At 66.8% G+C, this 23,273-nt stretch carries 23 protein-coding genes; 11 read left to right on the top strand and 12 right to left on the bottom strand.

Features of this window, described 5'->3' with window-relative positions:
- The first annotated feature begins 33 nt into the window (after window positions 1-33).
- The 3 genes from ACYP5B_RS32565 (at window position 34) to ACYP5B_RS32555 (ending at window position 5,065) form a co-directional block, all read left to right on the top strand.
- Window positions 34-1,053, top strand: coding sequence for a potassium-transporting ATPase subunit C (locus tag ACYP5B_RS32565; RefSeq protein WP_459572376.1), 1,020 nt, complete (start codon window positions 34-36; stop codon window positions 1,051-1,053).
- Window positions 1,054-1,295: 242 nt separating this feature from the next.
- The gene (gene mutS, locus ACYP5B_RS32560) at window positions 1,296-4,010 is read left to right on the top strand and encodes a DNA mismatch repair protein MutS (RefSeq protein WP_459572375.1); all 2,715 of its coding nucleotides are present in this window, start codon (window positions 1,296-1,298) and stop codon (window positions 4,008-4,010) included.
- Window positions 4,007-5,065 (top strand): hypothetical protein, encoded by a 1,059-nt coding sequence (locus ACYP5B_RS32555; protein ID WP_459572374.1) that lies wholly within the window; start codon window positions 4,007-4,009, stop codon window positions 5,063-5,065. Before mutS ends, ACYP5B_RS32555 begins: the two co-directional genes overlap by 4 nt.
- A gap of 95 nt (window positions 5,066-5,160) precedes the next feature.
- On the opposite strand, the gene ACYP5B_RS32550 is transcribed toward ACYP5B_RS32555, so the two are convergent.
- On the bottom strand, window positions 5,161-5,694 hold the full coding sequence (locus ACYP5B_RS32550; RefSeq protein WP_267606142.1) for an FKBP-type peptidyl-prolyl cis-trans isomerase: 534 nt from the start codon (window positions 5,692-5,694) through the stop codon (window positions 5,161-5,163).
- A gap of 11 nt (window positions 5,695-5,705) precedes the next feature.
- On the opposite strand from ACYP5B_RS32550, the gene ACYP5B_RS32545 reads away from it, so the two are divergent.
- Together ACYP5B_RS32545 and ACYP5B_RS32540 are read left to right on the top strand one after the other, a co-directional pair.
- Window positions 5,706-6,914: a JmjC domain-containing protein gene (locus tag ACYP5B_RS32545; RefSeq protein WP_459572373.1), complete on the top strand. Its 1,209-nt coding sequence runs from the start codon at window positions 5,706-5,708 to the stop codon at window positions 6,912-6,914.
- Window positions 6,915-7,113: 199 nt separating this feature from the next.
- Complete coding sequence (locus tag ACYP5B_RS32540; RefSeq protein ID WP_459572372.1) at window positions 7,114-7,344, top strand: hypothetical protein; 231 nt, start codon at window positions 7,114-7,116, stop codon at window positions 7,342-7,344.
- A 99-nt stretch (window positions 7,345-7,443) separates the two neighbouring features.
- On the opposite strand, the gene ACYP5B_RS32535 is transcribed toward ACYP5B_RS32540, so the two are convergent.
- The 8 genes from ACYP5B_RS32535 to ACYP5B_RS32500 form a co-directional block, all read right to left on the bottom strand.
- Window positions 7,444-8,232, bottom strand: a complete 789-nt coding sequence (locus ACYP5B_RS32535) for an MBL fold metallo-hydrolase (protein WP_459572371.1) — start codon at window positions 8,230-8,232, stop codon at window positions 7,444-7,446.
- Window positions 8,233-8,311: 79 nt separating this feature from the next.
- The gene (gene bamC / locus ACYP5B_RS32530) at window positions 8,312-9,526 is read right to left on the bottom strand and encodes an outer membrane protein assembly factor BamC (protein WP_459572370.1); all 1,215 of its coding nucleotides are present in this window, start codon (window positions 9,524-9,526) and stop codon (window positions 8,312-8,314) included.
- Between the two features lie 46 nt (window positions 9,527-9,572).
- Window positions 9,573-10,457 (bottom strand): 4-hydroxy-tetrahydrodipicolinate synthase, encoded by an 885-nt coding sequence (gene dapA / locus ACYP5B_RS32525; protein WP_267606138.1) that lies wholly within the window; start codon window positions 10,455-10,457, stop codon window positions 9,573-9,575.
- 150 nt (window positions 10,458-10,607) lie between these two features.
- Window positions 10,608-11,204, bottom strand: coding sequence for a class I SAM-dependent methyltransferase (locus ACYP5B_RS32520; RefSeq protein ID WP_459572369.1), 597 nt, complete (start codon window positions 11,202-11,204; stop codon window positions 10,608-10,610).
- On the bottom strand, window positions 11,201-12,403 hold the full coding sequence (locus tag ACYP5B_RS32515; RefSeq protein ID WP_400095655.1) for a tryptophan--tRNA ligase: 1,203 nt from the start codon (window positions 12,401-12,403) through the stop codon (window positions 11,201-11,203). The genes ACYP5B_RS32520 and ACYP5B_RS32515 overlap by 4 nt, the downstream gene beginning before the upstream one ends.
- 88 nt (window positions 12,404-12,491) lie before the next feature.
- Window positions 12,492-13,157, bottom strand: a complete 666-nt coding sequence (locus ACYP5B_RS32510; RefSeq protein WP_400095656.1) for a site-2 protease family protein — start codon at window positions 13,155-13,157, stop codon at window positions 12,492-12,494.
- A 48-nt stretch (window positions 13,158-13,205) separates the two neighbouring features.
- Complete coding sequence (locus ACYP5B_RS32505) at window positions 13,206-13,829, bottom strand: L-threonylcarbamoyladenylate synthase (protein WP_267606633.1); 624 nt, start codon at window positions 13,827-13,829, stop codon at window positions 13,206-13,208.
- Window positions 13,830-13,970: 141 nt separating this feature from the next.
- Window positions 13,971-14,816, bottom strand: a complete 846-nt coding sequence (locus ACYP5B_RS32500; protein WP_459572368.1) for a 3',5'-nucleoside bisphosphate phosphatase — start codon at window positions 14,814-14,816, stop codon at window positions 13,971-13,973.
- A gap of 214 nt (window positions 14,817-15,030) precedes the next feature.
- Between ACYP5B_RS32500 and ACYP5B_RS32495 the strand changes: the two genes are divergently transcribed.
- Complete coding sequence (locus tag ACYP5B_RS32495) at window positions 15,031-16,143, top strand: NAD(P)/FAD-dependent oxidoreductase (protein WP_400095660.1); 1,113 nt, start codon at window positions 15,031-15,033, stop codon at window positions 16,141-16,143.
- 28 nt (window positions 16,144-16,171) lie between these two features.
- Here ACYP5B_RS32495 and ACYP5B_RS32490 read toward each other — a convergent pair whose 3' ends face one another.
- A complete protein-coding gene (locus tag ACYP5B_RS32490; protein ID WP_459572367.1) occupies window positions 16,172-17,065 on the bottom strand; it encodes an alpha/beta fold hydrolase in 894 nt (297 codons plus the stop codon).
- Between the two features lie 170 nt (window positions 17,066-17,235).
- On the opposite strand from ACYP5B_RS32490, the gene ACYP5B_RS32485 reads away from it, so the two are divergent.
- Both ACYP5B_RS32485 and ACYP5B_RS32480 read left to right on the top strand, forming a co-directional pair.
- Window positions 17,236-18,969 (top strand): acyl-CoA synthetase, encoded by a 1,734-nt coding sequence (locus ACYP5B_RS32485; RefSeq protein ID WP_459572366.1) that lies wholly within the window; start codon window positions 17,236-17,238, stop codon window positions 18,967-18,969.
- A gap of 412 nt (window positions 18,970-19,381) precedes the next feature.
- Window positions 19,382-19,741, top strand: a complete 360-nt coding sequence (locus ACYP5B_RS32480) for a hypothetical protein (protein ID WP_459572365.1) — start codon at window positions 19,382-19,384, stop codon at window positions 19,739-19,741.
- Here ACYP5B_RS32480 and ACYP5B_RS32475 read toward each other — a convergent pair.
- Window positions 19,735-20,622 carry a ferritin-like domain-containing protein gene (locus tag ACYP5B_RS32475; protein ID WP_459572364.1) on the bottom strand — a complete coding sequence of 296 codons (888 nt, stop codon included), beginning with the start codon at window positions 20,620-20,622 and terminating at the stop codon, window positions 19,735-19,737. The genes ACYP5B_RS32480 and ACYP5B_RS32475 overlap by 7 nt on opposite strands.
- A 126-nt stretch (window positions 20,623-20,748) precedes the next feature.
- On the opposite strand from ACYP5B_RS32475, the gene ACYP5B_RS32470 reads away from it, so the two are divergent.
- The 3 genes from ACYP5B_RS32470 (at window position 20,749) to ACYP5B_RS32460 (ending at window position 22,857) form a co-directional block, all read left to right on the top strand.
- On the top strand, window positions 20,749-21,273 hold the full coding sequence (locus tag ACYP5B_RS32470; protein ID WP_459572363.1) for a gamma carbonic anhydrase family protein: 525 nt from the start codon (window positions 20,749-20,751) through the stop codon (window positions 21,271-21,273).
- Between the two features lie 47 nt (window positions 21,274-21,320).
- Window positions 21,321-22,349: an Hsp33 family molecular chaperone HslO gene (gene hslO, locus ACYP5B_RS32465; RefSeq protein ID WP_400095668.1), complete on the top strand. Its 1,029-nt coding sequence runs from the start codon at window positions 21,321-21,323 to the stop codon at window positions 22,347-22,349.
- Between the two features lie 112 nt (window positions 22,350-22,461).
- On the top strand, window positions 22,462-22,857 hold the full coding sequence (locus ACYP5B_RS32460; RefSeq protein WP_400095670.1) for a hypothetical protein: 396 nt from the start codon (window positions 22,462-22,464) through the stop codon (window positions 22,855-22,857).
- A gap of 107 nt (window positions 22,858-22,964) precedes the next feature.
- Here ACYP5B_RS32460 and ftsB read toward each other — a convergent pair.
- Window positions 22,965-23,273: cell division protein FtsB (gene ftsB / locus ACYP5B_RS32455; RefSeq protein WP_459572362.1), on the bottom strand; the 309-nt coding region annotated here is incomplete at its 5' end.

The raw sequence follows: 23,273 nt of genomic DNA, 5'->3' as shown, positions 1-23,273 counted from the left end.
AAAGGACACGAAAGGACATGAAAGGAGAAAGCCATGTTTCGCCATGTCATCAAGAGCATAGGGTTGCTGGTCAGCGTGGTGGTGGTGGTGTGCGGCCTCTATCCGGCCGTGCTGTGGGTCATCGGCCAGAGCGCGTTTCCCTTCCAGGCCAACGGCAGCATGGTCGCCGGCCCCGATGGCAAGCTGGTCGGCTCCTTGCTGATCGCGCAGCCGTTCAGCAAGGACGAATACTTCCAGCCGCGCCCATCGGCGGTCTCGTACGACGCCTCCGCCTCGGGCTCGTCGTCGCTGGCGCCCAGCAACTACGCGCTGCGCGACCGCGTGGCGCGCTCGCTCGGGCCGGTGGCGCGCTATGGCAGCGGGCCGCAGCAGGGTCAAGCGGTGGGGCCGGATGTGGAACGGTGGTTCCAGGCCGACCGCTTCCAGGGGCAGCCGCACCTGGTGGCGCAGTGGGCGCAGGCGCACGGCAGCCTGGCGCAAGCCTGGGTCAGCGCCAGCCCGGCGCATGGCGCCTATGTCGACACTTGGGCAAAGCACAACCCGCAACGGGTGGCGGCGTGGGTCAAGGACAATCCAGGCACGCCACAACCCAAGGCAGCCGACCTGGCCGTACCCTTCTTCGAAGCCTTCTCCATCGCGCAACCCGGCAGGTTCCCAAGTGACGTTTCCCATCCCGGCGCGGACGGCAAGACCGTCAGCACGGTCGAGGCCGTGCGGGAAGGCAGCGACATCCAGTCGGTCTTCTTCGACATGTGGCGGCAGGACCATCCGCAAGCCGACATCGCGCCGGTGCCCGCCGACATGGTCACCACCTCCGGCTCCGGCCTGGACCCCGACATCACCCTGGCTAACGCACTATTCCAGCTCGAGCGCGTCGCGGGCGCATGGGCGCGCGATACCAAGCGCGACGCCGGCCCGGTGCGCCAGGAAATCGCAGACCTGTTGCAGCAGCGGGCCAAGGCCCCCCTTGGCGGCCTGGCCGGCGAGCCGATGGTCAATGTGCTGGCCATCAACCTCGAACTGCGCAAGCGCTACGGCCAACCGGCAGGCTAGCGCGGCCTGCCCGGCCCGCGCGGGCTGCCGGCTCGCGCGGACCCCGCCCCTTCCCGCCCCTTCCCCCTTCCTGCACCCTTCTGTCCCCTTCTCGCCCCCTTCGGCGCCCGGCTCGCAGTAAAATGCCGGTTTTATCCGCGCCCGCCCATCCACGGCGCCTGCCGCGCACGCCGCGCCAGGCCCGCGGGCCGCCGGAGTACCCGAAAACAGGTGGTTTCGCCAAAACCGCCCGAGAGGATTGCATGTCCGTAGAACCCCGACAGTCCGCCAAGACCGAGCCCAAGGCCGGCAACGCGGAAAAGCACACGCCCATGATGGCGCAGTACCTCGGCCTGAAAGCCGACCATCCGGACACCTTGCTGTTCTACCGGATGGGCGACTTCTACGAGCTCTTCCACGACGATGCCGAAAAGGCCTCGCGCCTGCTCGACATCACCCTGACATCGCGCGGCAGCTCCAACGGCGTGCCGATCCGCATGGCCGGGATCCCCTTCCATTCGGTGGACCAATACCTCGCGCGGCTGGTCAAGCTGGGCGAATCGGTGGCGATCTGCGAGCAGATCGGCGACCCGGCCACCAGCAAGGGGCCGGTGGAGCGCAAAGTGGTGCGCATCGTTACGCCGGGCACGTTGACCGACGCGGCGCTGCTGCCGGACAAGGTCGATACCTACCTGATGGCGGTGCACCAGCAAACCACGCGCCGCGGCGTGAGCAAGACCGGGCTGGCCTGGCTCAACCTGGCCAGCGGCGAGTTGCGCCTGATGGAGTGCGATGTCGCGCAGTTCGGCCGCGAACTGGAGCGGATCCGCCCGGCGGAGCTGCTGTATGCCGATGGCATCGAGCTGCCTGCGCTGGAGTGCGCGCGCACCCGGCTGCCGGAATGGCATTTCGACCAGGAAGCCGGCACCCGCCGCCTGCGCGAGCAACTCGGCGTGGCCAGCCTCGATCCGTTCGGCTGTGCCGGGCTGGGCGCGGCGCTGGGCGCCGCCGGCGCGCTGCTGAACTACGCGGCCGCAACCCAGGGACAGTCGCTGCGCCACGTGAAGGGCGTGACGGTCGAGCGCGAAACCGAATTCGTTGGCCTGGACACCGCCACGCGGCGCAATCTGGAACTGACCGAGACCCTGCGCGGCGGCGAGTCGCCGACGCTGTTCTCGCTGCTGGACACCTGCGCCACCGCCATGGGCAGCCGCCTGCTGCGCCACTGGCTGCACCATCCGCTGCGCGACAGCACCATCCCGCAGGCGCGCCAGCAAGCCATCGGCGCGCTGATCGGCCAAGGCACCGATGCGCTGCGCGCGGCGCTGCGCCGGCTGTCCGACGTGGAGCGCATTACCGCGCGCCTCGCCCTGATGAATGCGCGCCCGCGCGACCTGTCCTCGCTGCGCGACACGCTGACCGCCCTGCCCGACGTGCAGGCCTGCCTGCGCGCTGACGATGCCGCGCCGTTGCTCAACCAGACGCTGACGGAACTGGCGGTGCCGTGGGAATGCCATGCCCTGCTGGCCAGCGCGGTGGCGCCGGAGCCGGCCACCGTGATCCGCGATGGCGGCGTGATCGCCCGCGGCTACGATGCCACGCTCGACGAGCTGCGCGATATCTCCGAGAACTGCGGCCAGTTCCTGGTGGAACTGGAAGCCCGCGAGCGCACCCGCACCGGCATCGCCAACCTGCGCGTGGAATACAACCGCGTGCATGGCTTCTATATCGAGGTGACCAACGGCCAGGCCGACAAGGTCCCCGACGACTACCGCCGCCGCCAGACGCTGAAGAACGCCGAGCGCTACATCACGCCCGAGCTCAAGGTCTTCGAGGACAAGGCCCTGTCCGCGCAGGACCGCGCGCTGGTGCGCGAGAAGCAGCTGTATGACGCGTTGCTGCAGCAGTTGCTGCCGCATATCGGCGAGTTGCAGCGGGTCGCCGGCGCGCTGGCGCGCCTGGACGTCCTCGCGGCGCTGGCCGAGCGCGCGCAGACGCTGGACTGGACCCAGCCCGAGCGCGTCGCCGAGAACGTGATCGACCTCACCCAGGGCCGCCACCCGGTCGTGGAGGGCCAGCTCGCAGCGGAATCCGTGCCGTTCATCGCCAACGATTGCCAGCTGACGGAAGCGCGCAAGCTGCTGCTGATCACCGGCCCGAACATGGGCGGTAAATCGACCTTCATGCGCCAGACCGCGCTGATCGTGCTGCTGGCTTGCGTGGGCGCCTATGTGCCGGCGCGGCGCGCGGTGATCGGCCCGATCGACCGCATCTTCACCCGCATCGGCGCCGCCGACGACCTGGCGGGCGGGCGCTCCACCTTCATGGTGGAAATGACCGAGGCCGCCAGCATCCTGCACAACGCCACGCCGGCCAGCCTGGTGCTGATGGACGAGATCGGCCGCGGCACGTCGACCTTCGACGGCCTCGCGCTGGCATGGGCGATTGCGCGCCACCTGCTGGCGCACAACCGCAGCCATACGCTGTTTGCCACCCATTACTTCGAGCTGACGCAGCTGCCGCAGGAGTTCACGCAGGCGGCCAATGTCCACCTGTCCGCGGTCGAGCATGGCGACGGCATCGTCTTCCTGCACGCCGTGCAGGACGGGCCCGCCAGCCAGAGCTACGGCCTGCAGGTGGCGCAGCTGGCAGGCGTGCCGCAGCCCGTGATCCGGGCTGCGCGCAAGCACCTGGCCTGGCTGGAGCAACAGTCGGCGGACGCCACGCCCACGCCGCAGCTGGACCTGTTCGCCGCGCCGCCCTCGCCCCCGGACGATGACGACGACTACCTGGAACAAGCCGAAGGCAATGGCGAGCGCATTGGCGATGGCCAGACGGTCAACGCGATCTCTGCGCAGCAGGCCGCGCTGCTCGACGCGGTGGCCGAGCTCGACCCGGACAGCCTGACGCCGCGCGACGCGCTCGATGCGCTCTATCGGCTGCGCGCGCTCGCCAAGGATGCTGTAGCCACAGCATGACGCCCATCGGGATCGTGCGCCAGCGCTGGCAGCGCCTGGCCGGACTGGCCATGCTCGGCGTGTTGCTGGCGCTGCCTGCGCTGCCGGGCCAGGCGCTGGTGAACCGCGCCCGGGTTCCGGCTCAGGTTCCGGCCGCGGAAACGATCCGCGTGGCCCTGATCGCCGACCAGCCGCAGTGGCCGGCCGCCGAAGCGGGCACCGCCCGCCTGCTCGAATTCCTGGCCGCGCGGCGGCTGGAATTTGTCGTCCATCTGGGCGGCATCAAGGGCGATACCGAATCCTGCGGCGACACCTTGCTTTCCGCTCGCCAGCGGCTGCTCGACCAGTCGCCCCTGCCGCTCGTCTACCTGCCAGGCGAGACCGACTGGGCGGAATGCGCTCGCGCCGCCAACGGGCGCTTCGATGCGGTGGAGCGGCTGAACCGCCTGCGCGAGCTGTTCTATCCGGCCGATACCACGCTGGGCCAGCGGGTGCTGCCGCTGATGCGGCAGTCCGAGCAGGCTACCTTTCGCAGCTATCGGGAAAACGTGCGCTGGCACGCTGGCAGCGTCATGCTGGTGGGGTTGAACCTGCCGGGCGACAACAATCACTATCGCTCGGAAGGCGGGCGCAACGGCGAGTTCGAGGATCGCCGCGAGGCCAACCGCCAATGGCTGGCGCGCGCGTTTTCGCTGGCACAGCAGCAGAACCTGCCCGGCATCGTGCTGCTCACGCATGCCGACCCGCAGTTCGGCAACGGCTGGGAGCAGCGCGGCAATCCCTCCCTGTTCGACGGATTCCTGCGCCGGCGCACGCGCGATGGCTTCCTGGAGTTCAAGCGCCAGCTGCGCGAGCTGGCCGGGCGCTACCGGGGCCAGGTCCTGCTGGTGCATACCGGCCTGGGCGGCTTCGGCATCGACAGGCCGATGAAAGATGCCAGCGGCAAGACGCTGCGCAATGTCTCCCGCGTGGTGTTGCCAAGCGGCGCGCCCGGCCAGTACACCGAACTGGCGATCACGCCGGGGTCGCCTTCGCTGTTTGAAGTCACGCTCAAGGATGGCCCCGAGGCGGAATAAATGGCGTCAGTCCAAGCCCGCGAGCACAAAGAAAAAGCCGGCGATGCCGGCTTTATTCGTGGGACCTTCCGCGAGGGCTCGCGCGCGCCGCGCACTCAGTGCAGCGTGCGGCTGCTGTCGCCTTCGTCGTCCTCATCCTCGTCCACGACTTCGATGCCCGAGGCACCGTGCGCGTGGCCGTGCTGCACTTCGTCGGCCGTGGCTTCGCGGACTTCCGCTACCTGCAGCCAGAAACGCAGTGCCATGCCGGCCAGCGGATGGTTGCCATCCAGCACGACCTTGTCTTGGGCCACGTCGGTCACGGTGTAGATGATCGAGTCTTCGTCGTCGCCGTCTTCGGGCACGCCTTCGAACTGCATGCCGACTTCCAGCGGCTCGGGGAAACGGTCGCGCGGCTCTACCTTGACCATATCGGCGTCGTAATCGCCGAAGGCTTCCTCGGGCTCGAGCTGCAGCTGGGTTTCGAAGCCGGCTTCATGGCCTTCCAGCGCTTCCTCGATCTTGGGGAACGTGCCATCATATCCGCCGTGCAAGTAGACCATCGGCTCATCCGACTCCTCGATCAGATTGCCCTGCGCATCCGACAGCTTGTACACCACGGATACCACCGTGTTCTTAGCGATTTTCAATTCTTGACTCCATGAACGATTCCGCATTATACGCGCAGGCCTTGCCCCCCGGCCCCGTCGATCCTGACGCGCCGCTCACCCTCCTGGGTGGCATGACGCCAGCTGCTTTCATGCGCGATATCTGGCACCGCAAACCCCTGCTGATTCGACAAGCCCTACCGGGAATCGTGCCGCCGGTATCGCGCGAGTCGCTTTTCCAACTGGCCGACCGCGACGATGTCGAGTCGCGCCTGGTGTCGCACTTTCGCAACCGCTGGAAGCTCGAGCAAGGCCCCTTCGCCGCTGACAACCTGCCCTCCCTGAAAGCCCGTCAATGGTCGCTGCTGGTGCAGGGCGTTAACCTCCACGATAGTGCAGCCGCGGACTTGCTGGGGCAATTCCGTTTCGCCCCGGATGCGCGCCTGGACGACCTGATGGTCAGCTACGCCACCGACGGCGGCGGCGTGGGCCCGCACTTCGATTCCTACGACGTTTTTCTCTTGCAAGTATCGGGCCGGCGGCGCTGGCGCATCTCGTCCCAGACCAAGCTCGACCTGGTCCCGGACCTGCCGCTCAAGATCCTGGCGGACTTCACGGCCGAAGAGGAATGGGTGCTGGAGCCAGGCGATATGCTGTACCTGCCACCTCAGTACGCCCACGACGGCGTGGCCGAGGGCGAGTGCATGACATACTCGATCGGTTTTCGCGCACCGGCCTACCGCGAGCTGGCGGGGCACTTCCTGGCCTGGTTGTCGGAAACGGTCGAGGACAACGAGGACCTGAGCGGACGCTACGCTGACCCCGGCGAGCCGGCAACGGCACATCCGGCCCAGTTGCCGGCCCGGATGGTGCGGGCGGTGACCGAAAAACTGAGCGCCCTCCGTTGGTCGGGTAGCATGGTTTCGGAGTTTCTGGGCGCGCATCTATCGGAGCCCAAGCCTAGCGTGGAGTTTGCGGAAATACCCGAAATCACGCTGAAGAAATACAACAAACTCGCCTTGTCTCACGGCGTAGTACTTGCGCCGGGATCCATTGCGTTGTATGACCGCACCCATTTCTTTATCAATGGCGAAGCCTACGAACCGCCCTCGGCGCTGGCGCGCTGGCTGCGCCTGCTGGCGGACCAGCGCTGCCTGAGCGCCGCGGAAGTGGCTGCCTGCGCGGATCTGCCGGATCTGATGGAGACTTTCCATCACTGGGCGCTGGAAGGCTGGCTGCAATTCGGACCCGTGTCGCTGTAATAATCCGTAACAACCAAAAACAGGAAAAGACAGCGCTACACAAGCCGGGAAAACGCGGATATAATCATCGGCTGGCTAGTACTGTGTACCACTGCATTTGTCGGCACCCGGGAGAGCCTCTATTTTGCAGTTCAAGAGCGATAATTACCGGTAATTATTCATCGCCTGTTTTTCTGTTATTAAAGTTAAAGGACGAACAATGAAGAAGTCTCTCCTGATCGCATCGCTGCTCGCCGCCGTTGCTCTCGCCGCTTGCGGCAAGAAAGAAGAAGCCGCTGCTCCGGCACCGGAAGCTTCGGCTCCGGCTGCTGCCGCTCCGGCTGAAGCATCGGCTCCGGCTGCTGCTGCTCCCGCTGCTGACGCATCGGCTCCGGCCGCTGAAGCTTCGGCACCGGCTGCTGACGCATCGGCTGCAACTGCTAAGCAGTAATCGGTCTCGACCGATAAAAAAGCCGACCTTCGGGTCGGCTTTTTTTACGTCTGCAGCATTTGCACTTGCAGGTTTCGTCGGCGTATTGCCCGCCCCGCCTCAGGCCCTGACCGGCTGCCAGTCCAGCCCCTCGTGCTGGTCCGCCACCAGGATTTCGTCGGGCGACGCGCCAAGCACGGTCGCCAGTGCCTGGGTAGCCAGTTCCCGGGTATTGTTCTGCTGGCTCAGGTGCGCGGCCACCACGCGCTGCAGCCCCGCATGCGCCACCCGCTCCAGGATGCCGGCCGCAACTTCATTGGCAAGGTGGCCAAAGTCGCCACCGATGCGCCGCTTCAGCGAATACGGATAGGCGGAATTGCGCAGCATCTCCCGATCATGGTTGCACTCCAGCACCAGCGCATGCACCCCGGCCAGCCGCGCGGTGACGTAAGGCGTCTCCATGCCGGCATCGGTCAGCACGCCCAGGCGGGCGTCGCCGTCACTTAGCACGAACTGCAATGGCTCGCGCGCATCGTGCGGCACGGTGTACGGGAGTATGTGGAGGCTGCCGATCAGCAGCGGATGGTCGGCACCGCACACGCGCACGTCGGCCTTGTCCGCCCCGCGCATATGCGAGGTGGCAAGCCAGGTGCCGTGGCTGGTGTGCACCGGCAAATCGTGACGGGAAGCAAAGGCGTAGGCCGAGCCGACATGATCGCCGTGCTCATGGGTGACCAGCACGGCATCGAGCTGGTCCGGCGTGACGCCAAGCCGCTCGAGCCGCCGTGCGGTTTCTCGAATGCCAAATCCGCAATCGAGCAACACCCTGGTCGTGGTGATGCCCTCTTGCGACTCGATCAACAGGGAATTGCCCTCGCTGCCGCTACCGAGGAAGGCAAAGCGCATCATGCGCCCGCCTCCCCTGGCAGCCCGGCAGGCCACCCCGCGGCCGGGCGCCGCGGGCTGGTTTGCGTGACCCGCACGCCGGTCAGCGCAGTTGCTCGTCGAGCAAGGAAAGGATGCGCTTGCCGACTTCGGTGCCTTCCGGCTGGCCCGCATCGTTCTGCACCGTCACGGTCGTGCCGGTGCCGTCGCCCTTCAGCGCCACGCGATATTTCTTCGCCTTCTTGCTGTCTTCGGTGCCGGTCTTGGTGAACAGCTTGGAGAAGAAGCCACGATTGTCCACGGTGTCGCGCGGGTCGACATAGCGCACGTAGTACACGCCCTGCGCGCGGTCCCGGTCTTCTACCGTGAAGTTCACGCGGTCCAGTGCCAGGCCGACCGAGCGCCAGGCGCGGTCGAACGGCTCGGACAGCTGCAATGCCTGGCTGCCATTGACCTGGGTCAGGTTGGAATTGGCGCTAGGCGCAGCACCCTTTGCGGCTGCCGCCGTCGTGCCCGCAGCAGCGGCTGCCGGTGCGGCGGGGTTCTTGGCCATGCGGTCGGCCTGCTCCTTCTGCACGCCCAGGCGCTGCGCGAAGCGCGAAAGGAATTCGGCTTCCAGCTCAGGATCGGAGGGGCGCGGCGTCCAGATCGTGTTCGACTTGTCGATGCCGGTCAGCTGTTCCTGCGCGCCGCGATGGCTGATGAAGACTTCAAGGTTGCCGTTCTGCGAGCGCTCCACGCGCGTGCGGAACTTGTCGCGCTCGGACGTCGAGTACAGGCCATCGAAGACCTTGCCGATCGTATTGCGGATGAAATCCTGCGGGATCTTGGCGCGGTTCTCGGCCCAGTCGGTTTCCATGATGCCGGTCTCGGGCGAGTCCTGCACCAGCAGGAAACCGCTCTCCTGCCAGAATTCACGCATCGACTGCCACAGCTTGTCCGCCGGCATGCCGTTGCTGATCACCAGCCAGCGCTGGTTGCCGTCGCGCTCCATGCGGATGCCTTGCGTGGAGGGCAGCACGTTCTCGCTACCGGCCTGCTGTTGCACGGTCTTGGTCGCCTGGTTGTAGGTCGACAGCGTGGAGGTGCCGTTCTGATCCGGCACGGAGTAGCGGCGATCGCCTTCGATCTTGGTCAGGTCCGGCGGCACGTCCAGCGTGGAGGTGCGCTTGGCAGCGGACTTGTAGTCGATCTTGTCGGGCGCCATCGCGTCGTTGATGCTGCTGCAACCGGACATCGCGCTTGCCACTAGCACGGGCAAGATCAGGGCGGCACGGCCAACTTGCGTTGCACCGTGGCGGTTAAGCTTGAGTTTCATTGACACGCAATCCTAGTTGATGGGATGACGGCAAAACACCGGACGATCAGCCGAGCAGGCCGGCCGCCGACAGCGCCTTGCGCACCGCTTCGTGGTATTCCGTTGACAGCGGGGTGAGCGGGAGGCGGATACCGCCCTGCATCTTGCCCATTTGCTGGAGCGCCCACTTGACGGGAATCGGGTTGGCCTCGACGAACATCGCCTTGTTCAGCGCAACCAGTTCCATATGGATGCGACGCGCGGTGATAGCGTCGCCCTTCAGGGCAGCCACGCACAATTCGTGCATCTTGCGTGGCGCCACGTTGGCCGTGACCGAGATATTGCCATGACCACCCAGCAGCATCAGGGCAATCGCGGTGGGATCGTCGCCACTGTAGATGGCGAAGCCTTCCGGCGCATCCTTGATCAGCTGCGCGGCGCGGTCGATGTTGCCGGTCGCTTCCTTCACGCCGATGATGCCCGGCACCTGCGCCAGGCGCAGGATGGTGTCGTGCTGCATGTCGGCCACGGTACGGCCCGGCACGTTGTACAGCACAACCGGCAGTTCCACCGCTTCCGCGATCGTGCGGAAATGGCGGTACATGCCCTCCTGGGTGGGCTTGTTGTAGTAGGGCACCACCTGCAGCGACGCATCGGCGCCGACCTGCTTGGCGAACGCGGTCAGCTCGATCGCTTCCTTGGTCGAGTTGCCGCCGGTGCCGGCGATGATCGGGATGCGCTTGTCGGCCTGCTCCACGGCAACGCGGATCAGCTCGCAATGCTCATCCACGTTCACCGTGGGAGACTCGCCGGTGGTGCCGACGATCACAATGCCATCGGTGCCCTCGGCCACGTGCCAGTCGACCAGGGCGCGCAGCGCGGGGAAATCCAGGCTGCCATCTTCCTGCATCGGCGTCACGATAGCGACGATGCTGCCGTTAATCTGTGTCATAACGTTTGAGAATTCGAGAAACGAATACCGCGATTGTACCGGATACCCAAGGCCTTCCGACCGCACCTTCGACCGGGGAAAACCCAAGGCAGTTCAACGCGTGAAGCCCAGGTCTCGCCGACCGGGCCCGCACATAACCGGGGCCGCACTTCAGCCCGGCAAAGGATACCGCGGCGGCGCTCGGCCGCCCGTTTTGCCTGATTCTTCGCGAATCGCGCAAATACGCTGCACAAAGGCAGTTTTAGGCACTTCCAGCATACCATCTTCGAAGGCAACCACCCGCAAGATGCCGCGCACGGCATCCAGCAACTCGCCCGGCTGCAGCAAGAAATCAGGGTTCGAAGGCTTGCCCACGGTCTCGTTGCCGGCCGCGAAGGTTTCGTAAAGAAGCACGCCGCCGGGCGCCAGCGCAGCGAACAAATGCGGCCAAAGAGGCCTGTGCAGGTAATTTGTGACCACGATCGCGTCGAAACCCGGCTCGTCCGCAAGCGGCCACGCGCCCTGCTCCAGGTCGGCCGGGCGCGTGGCGACGCCTTCGGGCAATGCCGCCAGCGCGTCCAATGCCGCCGCATCGCGATCGACGCCCAGCACCACATGGCCGCGGCGCGCGAACCAGGTGGCGTGGCGGCCGTTGCCACAGGCCAGGTCGAGCACGCGGCCGCCAGGGCGCACCAGATGTGCCCAGCGCGTCACCCACGGCGACGGCGCGCCCAGCGGCGCGTGGGGGAGGCCCGCCGCCGTGCTCACCGGTACCCCAGGCCCATGACGGCACGCACGTCGCGCATCGTCTCGCGCGCCACCCGCCTGGCCTGGTCGCAGCCGTGGTCGACGATGGCGCGCAGCAGCACGGGATCGTCCATGTATTTTTGCGCCCGCTCGAGCAGGGGCTGCTGCTCGCGCAGGATGCCCTCGATCACCGGCTGCTTGCATTCGATGCAGCCGATGCCGGCGCTGCGGCATCCCTTCTCGACCCACTCGCGGGTGGGCGCATCCGTATAGACCTGGTGCAGTTGCCACACCGGGCAACGCGCCGGCTCGCCGGCATCGGTGCGGCGCACGCGGGCTGGATCGGTTGGCATGGTGCGCACCTTCTTTTCCACCGACGCCTTGTCCTCGCGCATGCGGATGGTGTTGCCATAGGACTTCGACATCTTCTGGCCGTCCAGCCCGGGCATGCGCGATGCCGCGGTCAGCAGCGCCTGCGGCTCGACCAGGATGGTCTTGCGCGAGCCGCCCAGGTAGCCCAGCAGCAATTCACGGTCTTCGGCGGCCAGGCTCTGCGACTGCGCCACCAGCGCGCCGCCCTCTTCCAGCGCCTCCGCCTTGCCCTGTTCCTGATAGGCGCGGCGCAGTTCCAGATAAGCCTTGGTGCGCTTGCCGCCCAGCTTTTTGGCGGCTTCCTGCGCCTGCGCCTCGAAGTCCGGCTGGCGCCCGTACAGATAGTTGAAGCGGCGCGCGATCTCGCGCGTGATCTCCACGTGCGGCACCTGGTCCTCGCCCACCGGCACGCGGCCGGCGCGGTAGATCAGGATATCGGCGGCCTGCAGCAGCGGATAGCCAAGAAAGCCGTAGGTGGAGAGATCCTTGTCCTTGAGCTTCTCGATCTGGTCCTTGTAGGTCGGCACCCGCTCCAGCCAGCCCAGCGGCGTGCCCATCGACAGCAGCAGGAACAGCTCGGCATGCTCGGGCACGCGGCTCTGGATAAACAGCGTGGCGCGCTCGGGATCGACGCCGGCGGCGAGCCAGTCGATCAGCATCTCCCACACCGATTCGCCGATCACCTCCGGCGATTCATAGTGCGTGGTGAGCGCATGCCAGTCTGCCACGAAGAAGAAACAGGGATATTCGGCCTGGAGCTGGACCCAGTTCTTGAGTACGCCGTGATAGTGACCCAGGTGCAGCGCGCCGGTAGGCCGCATGCCGGAAAGAACGCGATCGGGGAACATGTCTATCTGTATTTGTGGGAGTCGGTGCAGGTACGGGTACTCGTATTCGACCTCGGCGCCGCCATGGGCGCCGGCGCCGTGGCGCGGCCTACTGCACCAGCGCCAGGATGGGTTGCAGCATCAGCAGCACCAGGCTTCTGAGCGCCCCCATCACCGGCTGCATCCACACTTTGGTGATCACGCCAGCCGCCACCAGCGCCAGCACCACGAAGATGCCGTAGGGCTCGATGCGCGACACCGCATGCGCGATCCGCTGCGGCAACAGCGCAGTCAGCACGCGGCCGCCGTCGAGCGGCGGCACGGGGAACAGGTTGAACGCAGCCATCACCAGGTTGACCAGCACGCCGGCCTGCGCCATCTGGGTGAAGAAGGGCTCCTGCACCCTGGCCACCACCAGGCCGACCGCCATCAGCGCCCACAGGAAGGCCTGCAGCACATTGCTGCCCGGGCCCGCCAGCGCCACCCACATGCCATGCCAACGCGGATTGCGCAGGTGGTCGAAGGCGACCGGCACTGGCTTGGCGTAGCCGAAGACGAACTGGCCGCTGGTCATGAAATAGAGCAGCAGCGGCACCGCGATGGTGCCGATGGGATCGATATGGCGCGCCGGGTTAAGGCTGACGCGGCCCATCGAGTAGGCGGTGTTGTCGCCGAACAGCTTGGCCACGTAGCCGTGCGCGGCCTCATGCAGCGTGATGGCGAACAGGACCGGCAGGGCGTAGACCGCTAGGGTCTGAATCAGGGAAGAATCCATGGGTCGCTATTGTACCGGGACCGCGGCAAAGCGACTGTTCGGTGGCAATCAGAGGCCGAAACGTTCGATATCGCCGCCCCCCTGGCGCACCAGCTCGGGCTCGCCGGCGGTCAGGTCGATCACCGTGGTCGGCTGCGCCGGCGCGGCACCGCCGCAGATCACCAGTTCCAGCAGCTTTTCCAGCCGGGCACGGATCACTTCCGGTTCGTTGAGCGGGGCTTCGTCTCCCGGCAGCTGCAGGGTGGCCGAAATCAGCGGCTCGCCCACTTCGGCCAGCAGCGCCAGCGGGATGGGATGGTCGGGCACCCGCACGCCGATGGTCTTGCGGGCGGGATGCGAGAGCCGGCGCGGCACTTCCTTGGTGGCCTCGAGGATGAAGACATAGGGCCCGGGCGTGGCGCCCTTGAGCCAGCGGTACTGCCGGTTGTCCACCCGCGCGAAGTTGCCGAGCTCTGACAAGTCGCTGCACATCAGGGTCAGATGGTGCTTGTCGTCGATCCCGCGCAGGCGGCGCAGCCGCTCCACCGCGGCCTTGTCGTCGAGCCGGCAGGCCAGCGCGTAGCTGGAGTCGGTGGGCAAGGCAATCAGCCCGCCCTGCCCGATGATCTGCGCGGCCTGCTTGATCAGGCGGGATTGCGGGTTGAGCGGATGGATTTCGAAGTATTGGGACATGTGCGGGCCTGGGGCGGCCAGCCGCGGGATCCGCGCAAACGCCGCGCGCACACCGGGCCGGTTCTGCGATGGGGAGATGCGAAGGGAGCGCATGGCGGATTCGGGCGGCCTTGGCGCCGGGCGGGCAGTGGCCGGCGCGGCTTACCAGTCATGCCAGACCGGGGTGACCGACGACGGCAGCGGCGGCAGCGAGCCCAGCTCGATCCGTCCCTCGCCCGGCCCATGGAAGTCCGAGCCGCGCGAGGCCAGCAGGCCGTAGTGATGCGCGACATTGGCATATTGGCGGTACTGCTCCGGCGTATGGCTGCCGGTGACCACCTCGACCGCCGCCCCGCCGAGCTGCTTGAACTCGTCGAACAGCGCATCGTGCTGGAGTTGCGTGTAGTTGTAGCGGCCCGGGTGCGCCATCACCGGAATGCCGCCGGCGGCCTGGATCCACTTCACCGCATCGGACAGTTTGGCCCAGCGGTGCCCGACATAGCCCGGACAGCCTTCGCCGAGGTAATCGTCGAACACCTCGCTGATGGTCTTGCACCGCTCTTGCTCCACCAGCCAGCGCGCGAAATGGGTGCGGGAGATCAGGTCGGGATTGCCGACATGGCGCAGCGCGCCCTCATAGGCGCCCTCGATGCCGATCGCGGCCAGCGCCTCGCCGATGTCCTGCGCCCTGGCGGCGCGCCCGGAGCGCGTGGCGGCCAGGCCATTGACCAGCACCTGGCAGTCGGGATCGATCTGCAAGCCAACGATATGCACGGTCTGGCCGGCCCACGTCACCGAGATCTCCACCCCGGGCACGTAGCGCATGCCGAGCGCCTCGGCCGCGGCCCGCGCCCTGGCCTGGCCCTTGACCTCGTCATGGTCCGTCAGCGCCCAGAACGCCACGCCGCCGGCGTGTGCGCGCGCGGCAACCTCCTCGGGGGACAACATGCCGTCGGAAACCGTGGAATGGCAATGCAGATCTGCGTTGATTGCGTGTGAATTTTGCATACGTCTATTCTACTCTCGCGATAATTCCACGTTAATCCAACTTCAATCCGACTTTAATCCCGCGCCAATGCGCGCCGCGTGGGCTGGCCCACACATTCGCGCCGATAGCCCTGCCGCCAACGCTGGCGTAGGCGGCCGGCCCGGCCCTGCGCGGTATAGTTGGGGCCTGACGACCCTCCTGCCTGGCGCCGCCGCGCGCGCCGCCTGCCAAGCCATGCCGACCCAAGCCCCTGCTTCCGCCACGCCCGATGCCCGCCCCCCAACCGTCCCGACCGACGTGATCCGCACCGATGTGCTGATCGTCGGCGCCGGCCCGGTCGGCCTGTTCGCCGCTTTCCAGGCGGGCGTGCTGGGGCTGAAGTGCGAGCTCATCGACGTGCTGGACCGCGCCGGCGGCCAGTGCACCGAGCTCTATCCGGAAAAGCCGATCTACGACATCCCCGCGGTGCCCGGCTGCCTGGCGCAGGACCTGGTCGACCGCCTGCTCGAGCAATGCGCGCCGTTCGCCTTTCCCATGCATTTCAACGAGCGCGCCAACGGACTGACCGAGATCCCGCGCGAACATCACGCCGCGGCCGGCCATGAGCACGCGCACCGCCTGCTGGTCACAACCGACACCGGCAGGCGCTTCGACGTGGCCGCGGTGCTGGTGTGCTCCGGCGCCGGCGCCTTCGCCCCGCAGCGCGTGGCGCTGCCCGAGGCTGCTGCGCTGGAAGACCGCCACCTGCACTACGCCGTGCGCGATACCGCGCGCTTCAAGGGCAAGCGCGTGGTGGTGGCCGGCGGCGGAGACTCCGCCCTGGACTGGGCGCTGGCGCTGCGCAAGACCGCCGCGCGCGTCACGCTGCTGCATCGCCGGGAAGCCTTTCGCGCGGCCGACGGCACGGTAGCCGAGATGCGCGCGGCCGTCGCCGCCGGCGAGATGGACTTCGTGGTGGGCATGCTGGGCGCGATCAAGACCGAGGGCGACACCCTGGCCAGCGTCGACATCCGTACCCGCGACGACACCATCAGCCTGCCCGCCGACGAACTCGTGGCGCTGTACGGCCTGGTCTCCGAGCCCGGCCCGATCGCCCAATGGGACCTCGACATGCACGCCGGGCGCATCATGGTGGATACCACCACCTACGAAACATCCCGGCGCGGCATTTTCGCCGCGGGCGACATCGCCTTCTACCCCAACAAGCAAAAGCTCATCCTGTCGGGCTTCCACGAGGCCGCGCTGGCGCTGCGGCGCGCGTATCACTACGCCTTCCCCGAAAAGGCGCTGGTCCATGTCCACACCAGCAACAACGCCACGCTCAAGGAAAAGCTGACGCACGCCTGAGCGCGTCAGCAGCGACAGCCGCGCAGCTTCAGGCGCAGAAGGACTCCACCAGACCGGCAACCATCCGCGGCTGGTCGTGATGGAGCATGTGGCCGGCGTCATCGACAACGGCCTCGCGGAAATCGCGGAACGCCTTGAAGCGCTGCTTGAACGCCTCCAGCGGCTGCCCCTTTGCGATATGGCTGAGCGTCTGCGAATTGCGCGCTTCCACATGCAGCACCGGCGCGGTGGCCTGCGCCCAGATCGCCATCACCTCGTCGAGCCGGTACAGGACCGGGTTGACCATCTTGTGCGCGGCATCGCCCAGGATCTCCCAACGGCCATCCGCATTGCGCGCTGACCAGTGCTCAGCCAGGAAAGCTGCGCGGTCATCGGGCAGGCGCGGGTTGGTCTTCTGCAGCCGTGCCGCCACCGCCCCCACGCTGTCATAGGACCGCAGCGGCTGGCGCTGGCGCAACTCATCGAGCCAGCGCGCATAGCGACCGGGCGCTTGCTCGGCGCGCGTGCCCGTCATGCCAAATCCCTCCAGGTCGACCACGCGGCGCACCCGCTCGGGACGGATGCCAGCATAAAAGCAGGCCACGTTGGCGCCCATGCTATGCCCCACCAGGTTCACCGGCGCGTCCGGCTGGTAGTGGTCGAGCACGGCCTCGAGATCGGCGACATAGTCGGGAAACCAGTAGGACTCCGTGCCGGGATAGCGCGTGGGCCAGTCGGTCTGGCCAAAGCCGCGCCAGTCCGGGGCGATCACGTGCCACTCGCGTTCCAGCGCGTCCACCATGAACTGGAACGAGGCCGCCACGTCCATCCAGCCGTGCAGCAGGAACAAGGGGGGCGCGCCGGGCTCGCCCCAATGGCGCACGTGCATGTTGAGGCCGCGCAACGTGATAAATTCCGAGCGCGAGGTTTCTCTTATTGTCATGGTGTCTCCCCGGGTGCCTTTTCCCTGATCGTGGCGGACGCTTTCACCCGCGACAACGGGGAAGCCTAAAAATAGAACGATCGTTCGTTTGCGGATTATAGCGGCAAGCCGGCGGGCCCACATCCCGGCCCGCCTCCGGCGCAAAGCGAGCGCAACCCAGGAGACCCAGCATGGCCGCACCCGCCCTGCCAGCAAGCCGGCGCGACGATTATCCCGCGCTCTACACGCAATTCCACTGGCATGTGCCCGAGTTATTCAACCTGGCCGACGCATGCTGCGGCCGCTGGGCACGCGACCCCGCCACGATGGACCGCATCGCGGTCCACACCGAGCATGAGGACGGGCGCCGCGCCAGCTACAGCTACGCCTTCATCCAGGCCGAGGCCGATCGCCTCTCGCGAGCGCTGCGCACGCTGGGGGTGGCACGCGGCGACCGCGTCGGCATCGTCATGCCCCAGCGCATCGAGACGGTGATTGCGCACATGGCGATCTACCAGCTCGGCGCCATTGCCATGCCCTTGTCGATGCTGTTCGGCCCGGAGGCGCTGGCCTACCGCCTCCAGCACAGCGAGGCCAGCGTGGCCATCGCCGACGAATCCTCGATCGACAACCTGCTGGCCGCGCGCGCGCAGTGCCCCGCCCTGGCCTCGGTGATCGGCGTCGGCGCTGCCGTGGGCCGCGCGGAGCATGACTGGGACGTGATGCTCGCCGCGGAACTGCCTGAATTCACCGCCGTGGAAACCAAGGCTGACGAGGCCGCGGTGCTGATCTACACCAGCGGCACCACCGGCCAGCCCAAGGGCGCCCTGATCCCGCACCGCGCGCTGATCGGCAATCTCACCGGCTTCGTCTGTTCGCAAAACTGGTTTCCCCGAGCCGGCGACGTGTTCTGGAGCCCGGCCGACTGGGCCTGGACCGGCGGGCTGTGGGATGCGCTGATGCCCACGCTGTATTTCGGCAAGACCATCGTGGGCTACCAGGGCAGGTTCTCCGCGCAAACCGCCTTCGCGCTGATGGAGCGCTATCGCGTCACCAATACCTTCCTGTTTCCCACCGCGCTCAAGCAGATGATGAAGGCCTGCCCCGCGCCGCGCGAGCACTATCAGTTGCACCTGCGCGCGCTGATGAGCGCGGGCGAAGCCGTGGGGGAAACCGTGTTCGCCTGGTGCCGCGACGCGCTCGGCGTGGTCGTCAACGAAATGTTCGGCCAGACCGAGATCAACTACATCGTGGGCAACTGCACCGCGCAGAACGACGATGGCCAGCTAGGCTGGCCGGCGCGCCCGGGCTCGATGGGCCGGCCCTACCCCGGCCACCGCATCGCCGTGGTCGACGACGAGGGCAAGCCCTGCGCGGCGGGCGAGGACGGCGAGGTGGCCGTGTGCAGCACCGACGTCCACGGCCACCCCGACCCCGTGTTCTTCCTCGGCTACTGGCGCAACGAGGACGCCACTGCCGGCAAGTACCTGGAGCGTGACGGGCTGCGCTGGTGCCGCACGGGCGACCTGGCGCGCATCGACGAAGACGGCTACCTGTGGTATCAGGGGCGCGCCGACGATGTCTTCAAATCCTCAGGCTACCGCATCGGCCCGAGCGAGATCGAGAACTGCCTGCTCAAGCATCCCGCCGTGTCGAACTGCGCGGTGGTGCCCTCGCCGGACCCGGAGCGCGGCGCGGTGGTCAAGGCGTTCATCGTGCTGGTGCCATCGGTCGCGCGTTCGGCGCAAGCCGACGCCGCGCTGGTTGCCGAGCTGCAGCAGCATGTGCGCGGCCAACTTGCGCCGTATGAATATCCCAAGGCCATCGAGTTCATCGCGCAGTTGCCGATGACCACCACCGGCAAGATCCAGCGCCGCCTGCTGCGCGAGATGGAAGCCAAGCGCAATACCGCTACGCGCCCGTAGCCTGGCGCGGGCGCGGCCGCAAGGCTGCCGCCCGCCTATCGCCTTTCATCGCCCCCTCCCCCCGGTCAAGTATTCCCCGAATCTGACGTTAGCAAGGACATGCAACGCCAGGCCCGGGGAGTCGCCTATGGCAATTCAAAATTCCAGGAATATTTATAAGAATGTTCTTATAAAAACCCTGAAAACAAACCAGATCCCCTTTCAAACTAGGAATATTCCTATGCATGACCGCTCTCTGCCGCGCTCAATACACCTATCAGCGCCAATCTGACCAGACAGAATAGTGCAAAAATATGTCTAGGAAAATTCAGATTAGCGTGAATATTTTTTCTGATTATTGGAAATAAAATTCCCAAAGAGCGCGCAGAAATTTCCTAACGCGCTTCAACTCGATGCTGAACAGGGGGTCACGATGAGCACGTTTGCACGCACCGGCCACTGCGCCGCCCAACAACTCGCAAGGCGCCTGCCTCTCGTCCTGGCGAGTGCAGCGCTATCCGTCTGCGCGTGGGCCGCGGATGGCGTCATCATCTTCCAGGGAGCCATCGTGGCGCCGTCCTGCACCGCACAGATGAGCGCGAGCGGAACCCCCTCGGTGAGTTGTCCGGCGAACGGCAGCCATTCCGCGGAATTCGCCGCGCTGCCGCCGGTGCCCGGCAAGGTGGCCATCCTGAAGACTGCACGGACATCCGTCCAGGCCGTGCAGTTCATGAAAGGCAACGATCCCGGCAGCAGCCGGCAAGGCATCGTCTTGATGGCCGACTATTACTGAGCCGCCTGCCCTTCCAGCAAGGCCAGCTCGATCTCGTCGAAGCCCGCCGCGCGCCGCGCCGCCAGGTTGAAAGGCGGGCGCAGGCGCGGCGCCTGGTAGCGCTCGGCAAGTTCTGCGTAGGTGGCGACAGGGTCGAGGCCACGGCCCGCGCATAGCCAGCGATACCAGTGGTTGCCGATCGCCACGTGGCCAACCTCATCGCGCAGGATGATGTCGATGATGGCGGCGGCGTCATGATCGCCGGCCGCGGCCAGCTTGGCCCGCACCGGCGGCGAGGCGTCCAGCCCCCGCGCCTCCAGGGTGCGCGGCACCAGCGCCATGCGTGCCAGCACGTCGCCAGCGGTCTTGTCCGCCATTTCCCACAGGCTGTTGTGCGCGGGCAAGTCGCCGTAACGCGCGCCCAGCGTGGCCAGGTGCCCCGCCAGCAGGCTGAAGTGCAGCGCTTCTTCGTCGGCCACGCGCAGCCAGTCCACGTAGAAGGCCGGCGGCATCCCGCCAAAGCGCCAGATCGCATCCAGTGCCAGGTTGATGGCATTGAACTCGATATGCGCAAGCGCGTGGATCAGCGCCGCGCGGCCGGCCGGCGTATGGATGGAGCGCCGCCGTTCCACCCTTTGCGGAGGCACCAGTTCGGGCAGTGGCGGCCGGCCCGGTACCGGCAGCTCGGCCAGGATCGACTCATCGATGCCGAGCGCCTCTGGCGTCACGGCGGCGACCGCCTGCCGCATCCAGCGCGTGGCGGCGGCCTTATGGTGCGCATCGCTCAGGCACAGGATGGCAAGCGCCTGGCGGCGCAAGGACAGGGATGCGAAGCCGCGCGGCAGCTCAGGTGCAGCAAGCGGCGCGCCGCAGGCATCGGGATCAGGAAGGTTTGCTGGCATAAGCGTAAAATCCGGGTTGCCGCCATTGTAGGGTGCCGCGGACCGCGCAGTCGCACCCCCGCCCCGCACCCTTTAAAGCCTGGCGGCAAACCCCATATACCCATACGAACTTGTGCAGGAGACCCCATGGCGCTTTACCAGCTCGGCGACGTTGCCCCCACCATCGATCCGGATGCCTACGTGGCGCCGGAGGCCACCATCATCGGTAATGTGACGCTTAAGGCACGTTCCAGCGTTTGGCCAGGCGTGGTGATCCGTGGCGACAACGAGCCGATCGTGGTGGGTGAGTCCAGCAATGTGCAGGAAGGCACCGTGCTCCATACCGACCCCGGCTGCCCGCTGACCATCGGCGACAAGGTCTCGATCGGCCACCAGGCCATGCTGCACGGCTGCACGGTGGGCGAAGGCTCGCTGATCGGCATCCAGGCGGTGATCCTGAACCGTGCCGTGATCGGCAAGGAGTGCCTGGTCGGCGCCGGCGCCGTCGTCACGGAAGGCAAGGTCTTCCCGGACCGCTCGCTGATCCTCGGCGCGCCGGCCAAGGTGGTACGCGAGCTCACCGAGCAGGACGTGGCCAACCTGTATCGCAATGCCGAGACCTACGCCACGCGCCAGGCCATGTACAAGACGCAACTCAAACGCATCGACTAAGCGACCAAGGCGCCGCGCCAGCGGCACCGATTTACCGACGGATCATCGTGACTGACACCACCACCCCTGACACCCTGCAGAAATTCCTGTTCGACGCGGCCCCCGTGCGCGGCGAGCTGGTACGCATGCAGGCCACCTGGCAAGAAGTGCTGCGCCGCAATCATTACCCCACGCCGGTGCGCCGGCTACTGGGCGAAATGATGTCGGCCGCCGCCCTGCTTTCAGCCAACCTGAAGTTCAACGGCGCGCTGGTGATGCAAGTACACGGCGACGGCCCGGTGCGCATGCTGGTGGTGGAGTGTCTGTCCGACCTGTCGATGCGCGCAACCGCCAAGCTCGCCGAAGGCGTGACGCTGGCCGACGACGCTACGCTGGCGGATCTCGTCAACGTCAGCGGCCACGGCCGCTTCGCCATCACGCTGGACCCGCAGGACAAGCTCCCCGGGCAGCAGCCTTACCAAAGCATCGTGCCGCTGGCCGACAAGCATGGCCCGATGGCATCCATGACCGCCGTGCTCGAGCACTATATGCAGACGTCCGAGCAGCTCGACACGCGGCTGTGGCTGGCCGCCGACGACAAGATCGCCGCGGGCATGCTGCTGCAAAAGCTGCCGTCCTACGGCGGCACGCTGGAAGGCCACGCCGAACGCCCGCCCGCGGAAGTCGGCGAAACCGGTGCACCGCTAGGGGAAAGCGGCCGCGCGCAGGATCTCGACACCTGGGACCGTGCCTGCCAGCTCGGCGCCACGCTGAAGGACGCCGAACTGCTGGCCGAGACGCCGGATACCTTGCTGCGCCGCCTGTTCTGGGAAGACCTGGAAGCCACCGGCCTGCGTGTGTTCGAGCCGCTGACCCCGCACTTCCAGTGCTCGTGCTCGCGCGCCAAGGTGGCGGGCATGCTGCAGAACCTGGGCCGCGTGGAGATTGAAGACATCCTGGTGGAACGCGGCGAAGTGGAAATCCAGTGCGATTTCTGCGGCCAGCAATACCACTTCGACCCGGTCGACTGCGCGCAGCTGTTCACGCCGGTCCCCGTGGCTACCGGCGCCGGCGACGGCGCGGGCCAGCAGCACTGAGCGGCAGCGCCGGCGGACGATGCAAGCGACGACACCAGGCGCAGCGGCAGGAACCTTTCTGCCCTGCGCCGGGGTCCAAGCGTCAGCGACCCACCAGAGTCAGGGAGTCATCATGCCCGCTTTGCCTTCTCACCCGTGCGCCACGATCAGCGCCCTGCTTCTAGGCACCGTCCTGGCCTGCGGCGGCTGCGCCCAGTTGCCGCGCGACATCAACGGCTCGCCGCCGACTGCCCGCCTGGCGCCCAATGGCGTGCCGCCGCCTCCCGTCACCGCAGAAGATATCCAGAAGATCGATGCGCTGAACCGCCAGGTGCTGCGCGAGCAGGAGGCCGCGATTGCCCGCCAGCAACAGGCGGAGGCCATGGCGCGGGCCGCAACCTATGGCTATCCTTCGCCAAGCTGGAACCTGTATTACGGCGGATGGGGAGGTGGCCACTGGGGCGGCGGGGTTGGCTTCAGCAGCCCGGGATACTACCGGGGTTGGGGCGGCTACCCGTACTGGTGGTGAGCTTGCGGGAATGCGCCAAAACCGACTGAAATGACGACGGTGTTTGCTCCCTCTCCCCTCCGTGGGAGAGGGGGCGGGCGCCCGCTACCGATCGAGGCTGACGCCAGTCAATGGCGATTGAATGCCGGGGAGTTCGCCGGAGGCGGCAGCGGCGGCGTGGCGCTGACCTTGGGGGCCGGCGCCACGAACTGCACGAACACCTCGCCATCCTTGACCATGCCCAGCTCGTAGCGGGCACGCTCTTCAATGGCCCCGGTGCCATCCTGCAGGTCCTTCACTTCCCCTTCCAGCTTGGCATTGCGCAGCTTGAGCGCCTGGTTGTGCGCGCTCTGTTCCTGCACCTGCTTGTCCATATCCCACACACGCAGCCAGCCGCCCTTGCCCAGCCATAAGGGATACTGGATGGCGAGCAACAG

The organism is Cupriavidus sp. 8B (assembly GCF_054589115.1).
Note: the sequence above shows the minus strand (reverse complement) of the source record. Positions and strands in the feature narration are given on the sequence as shown.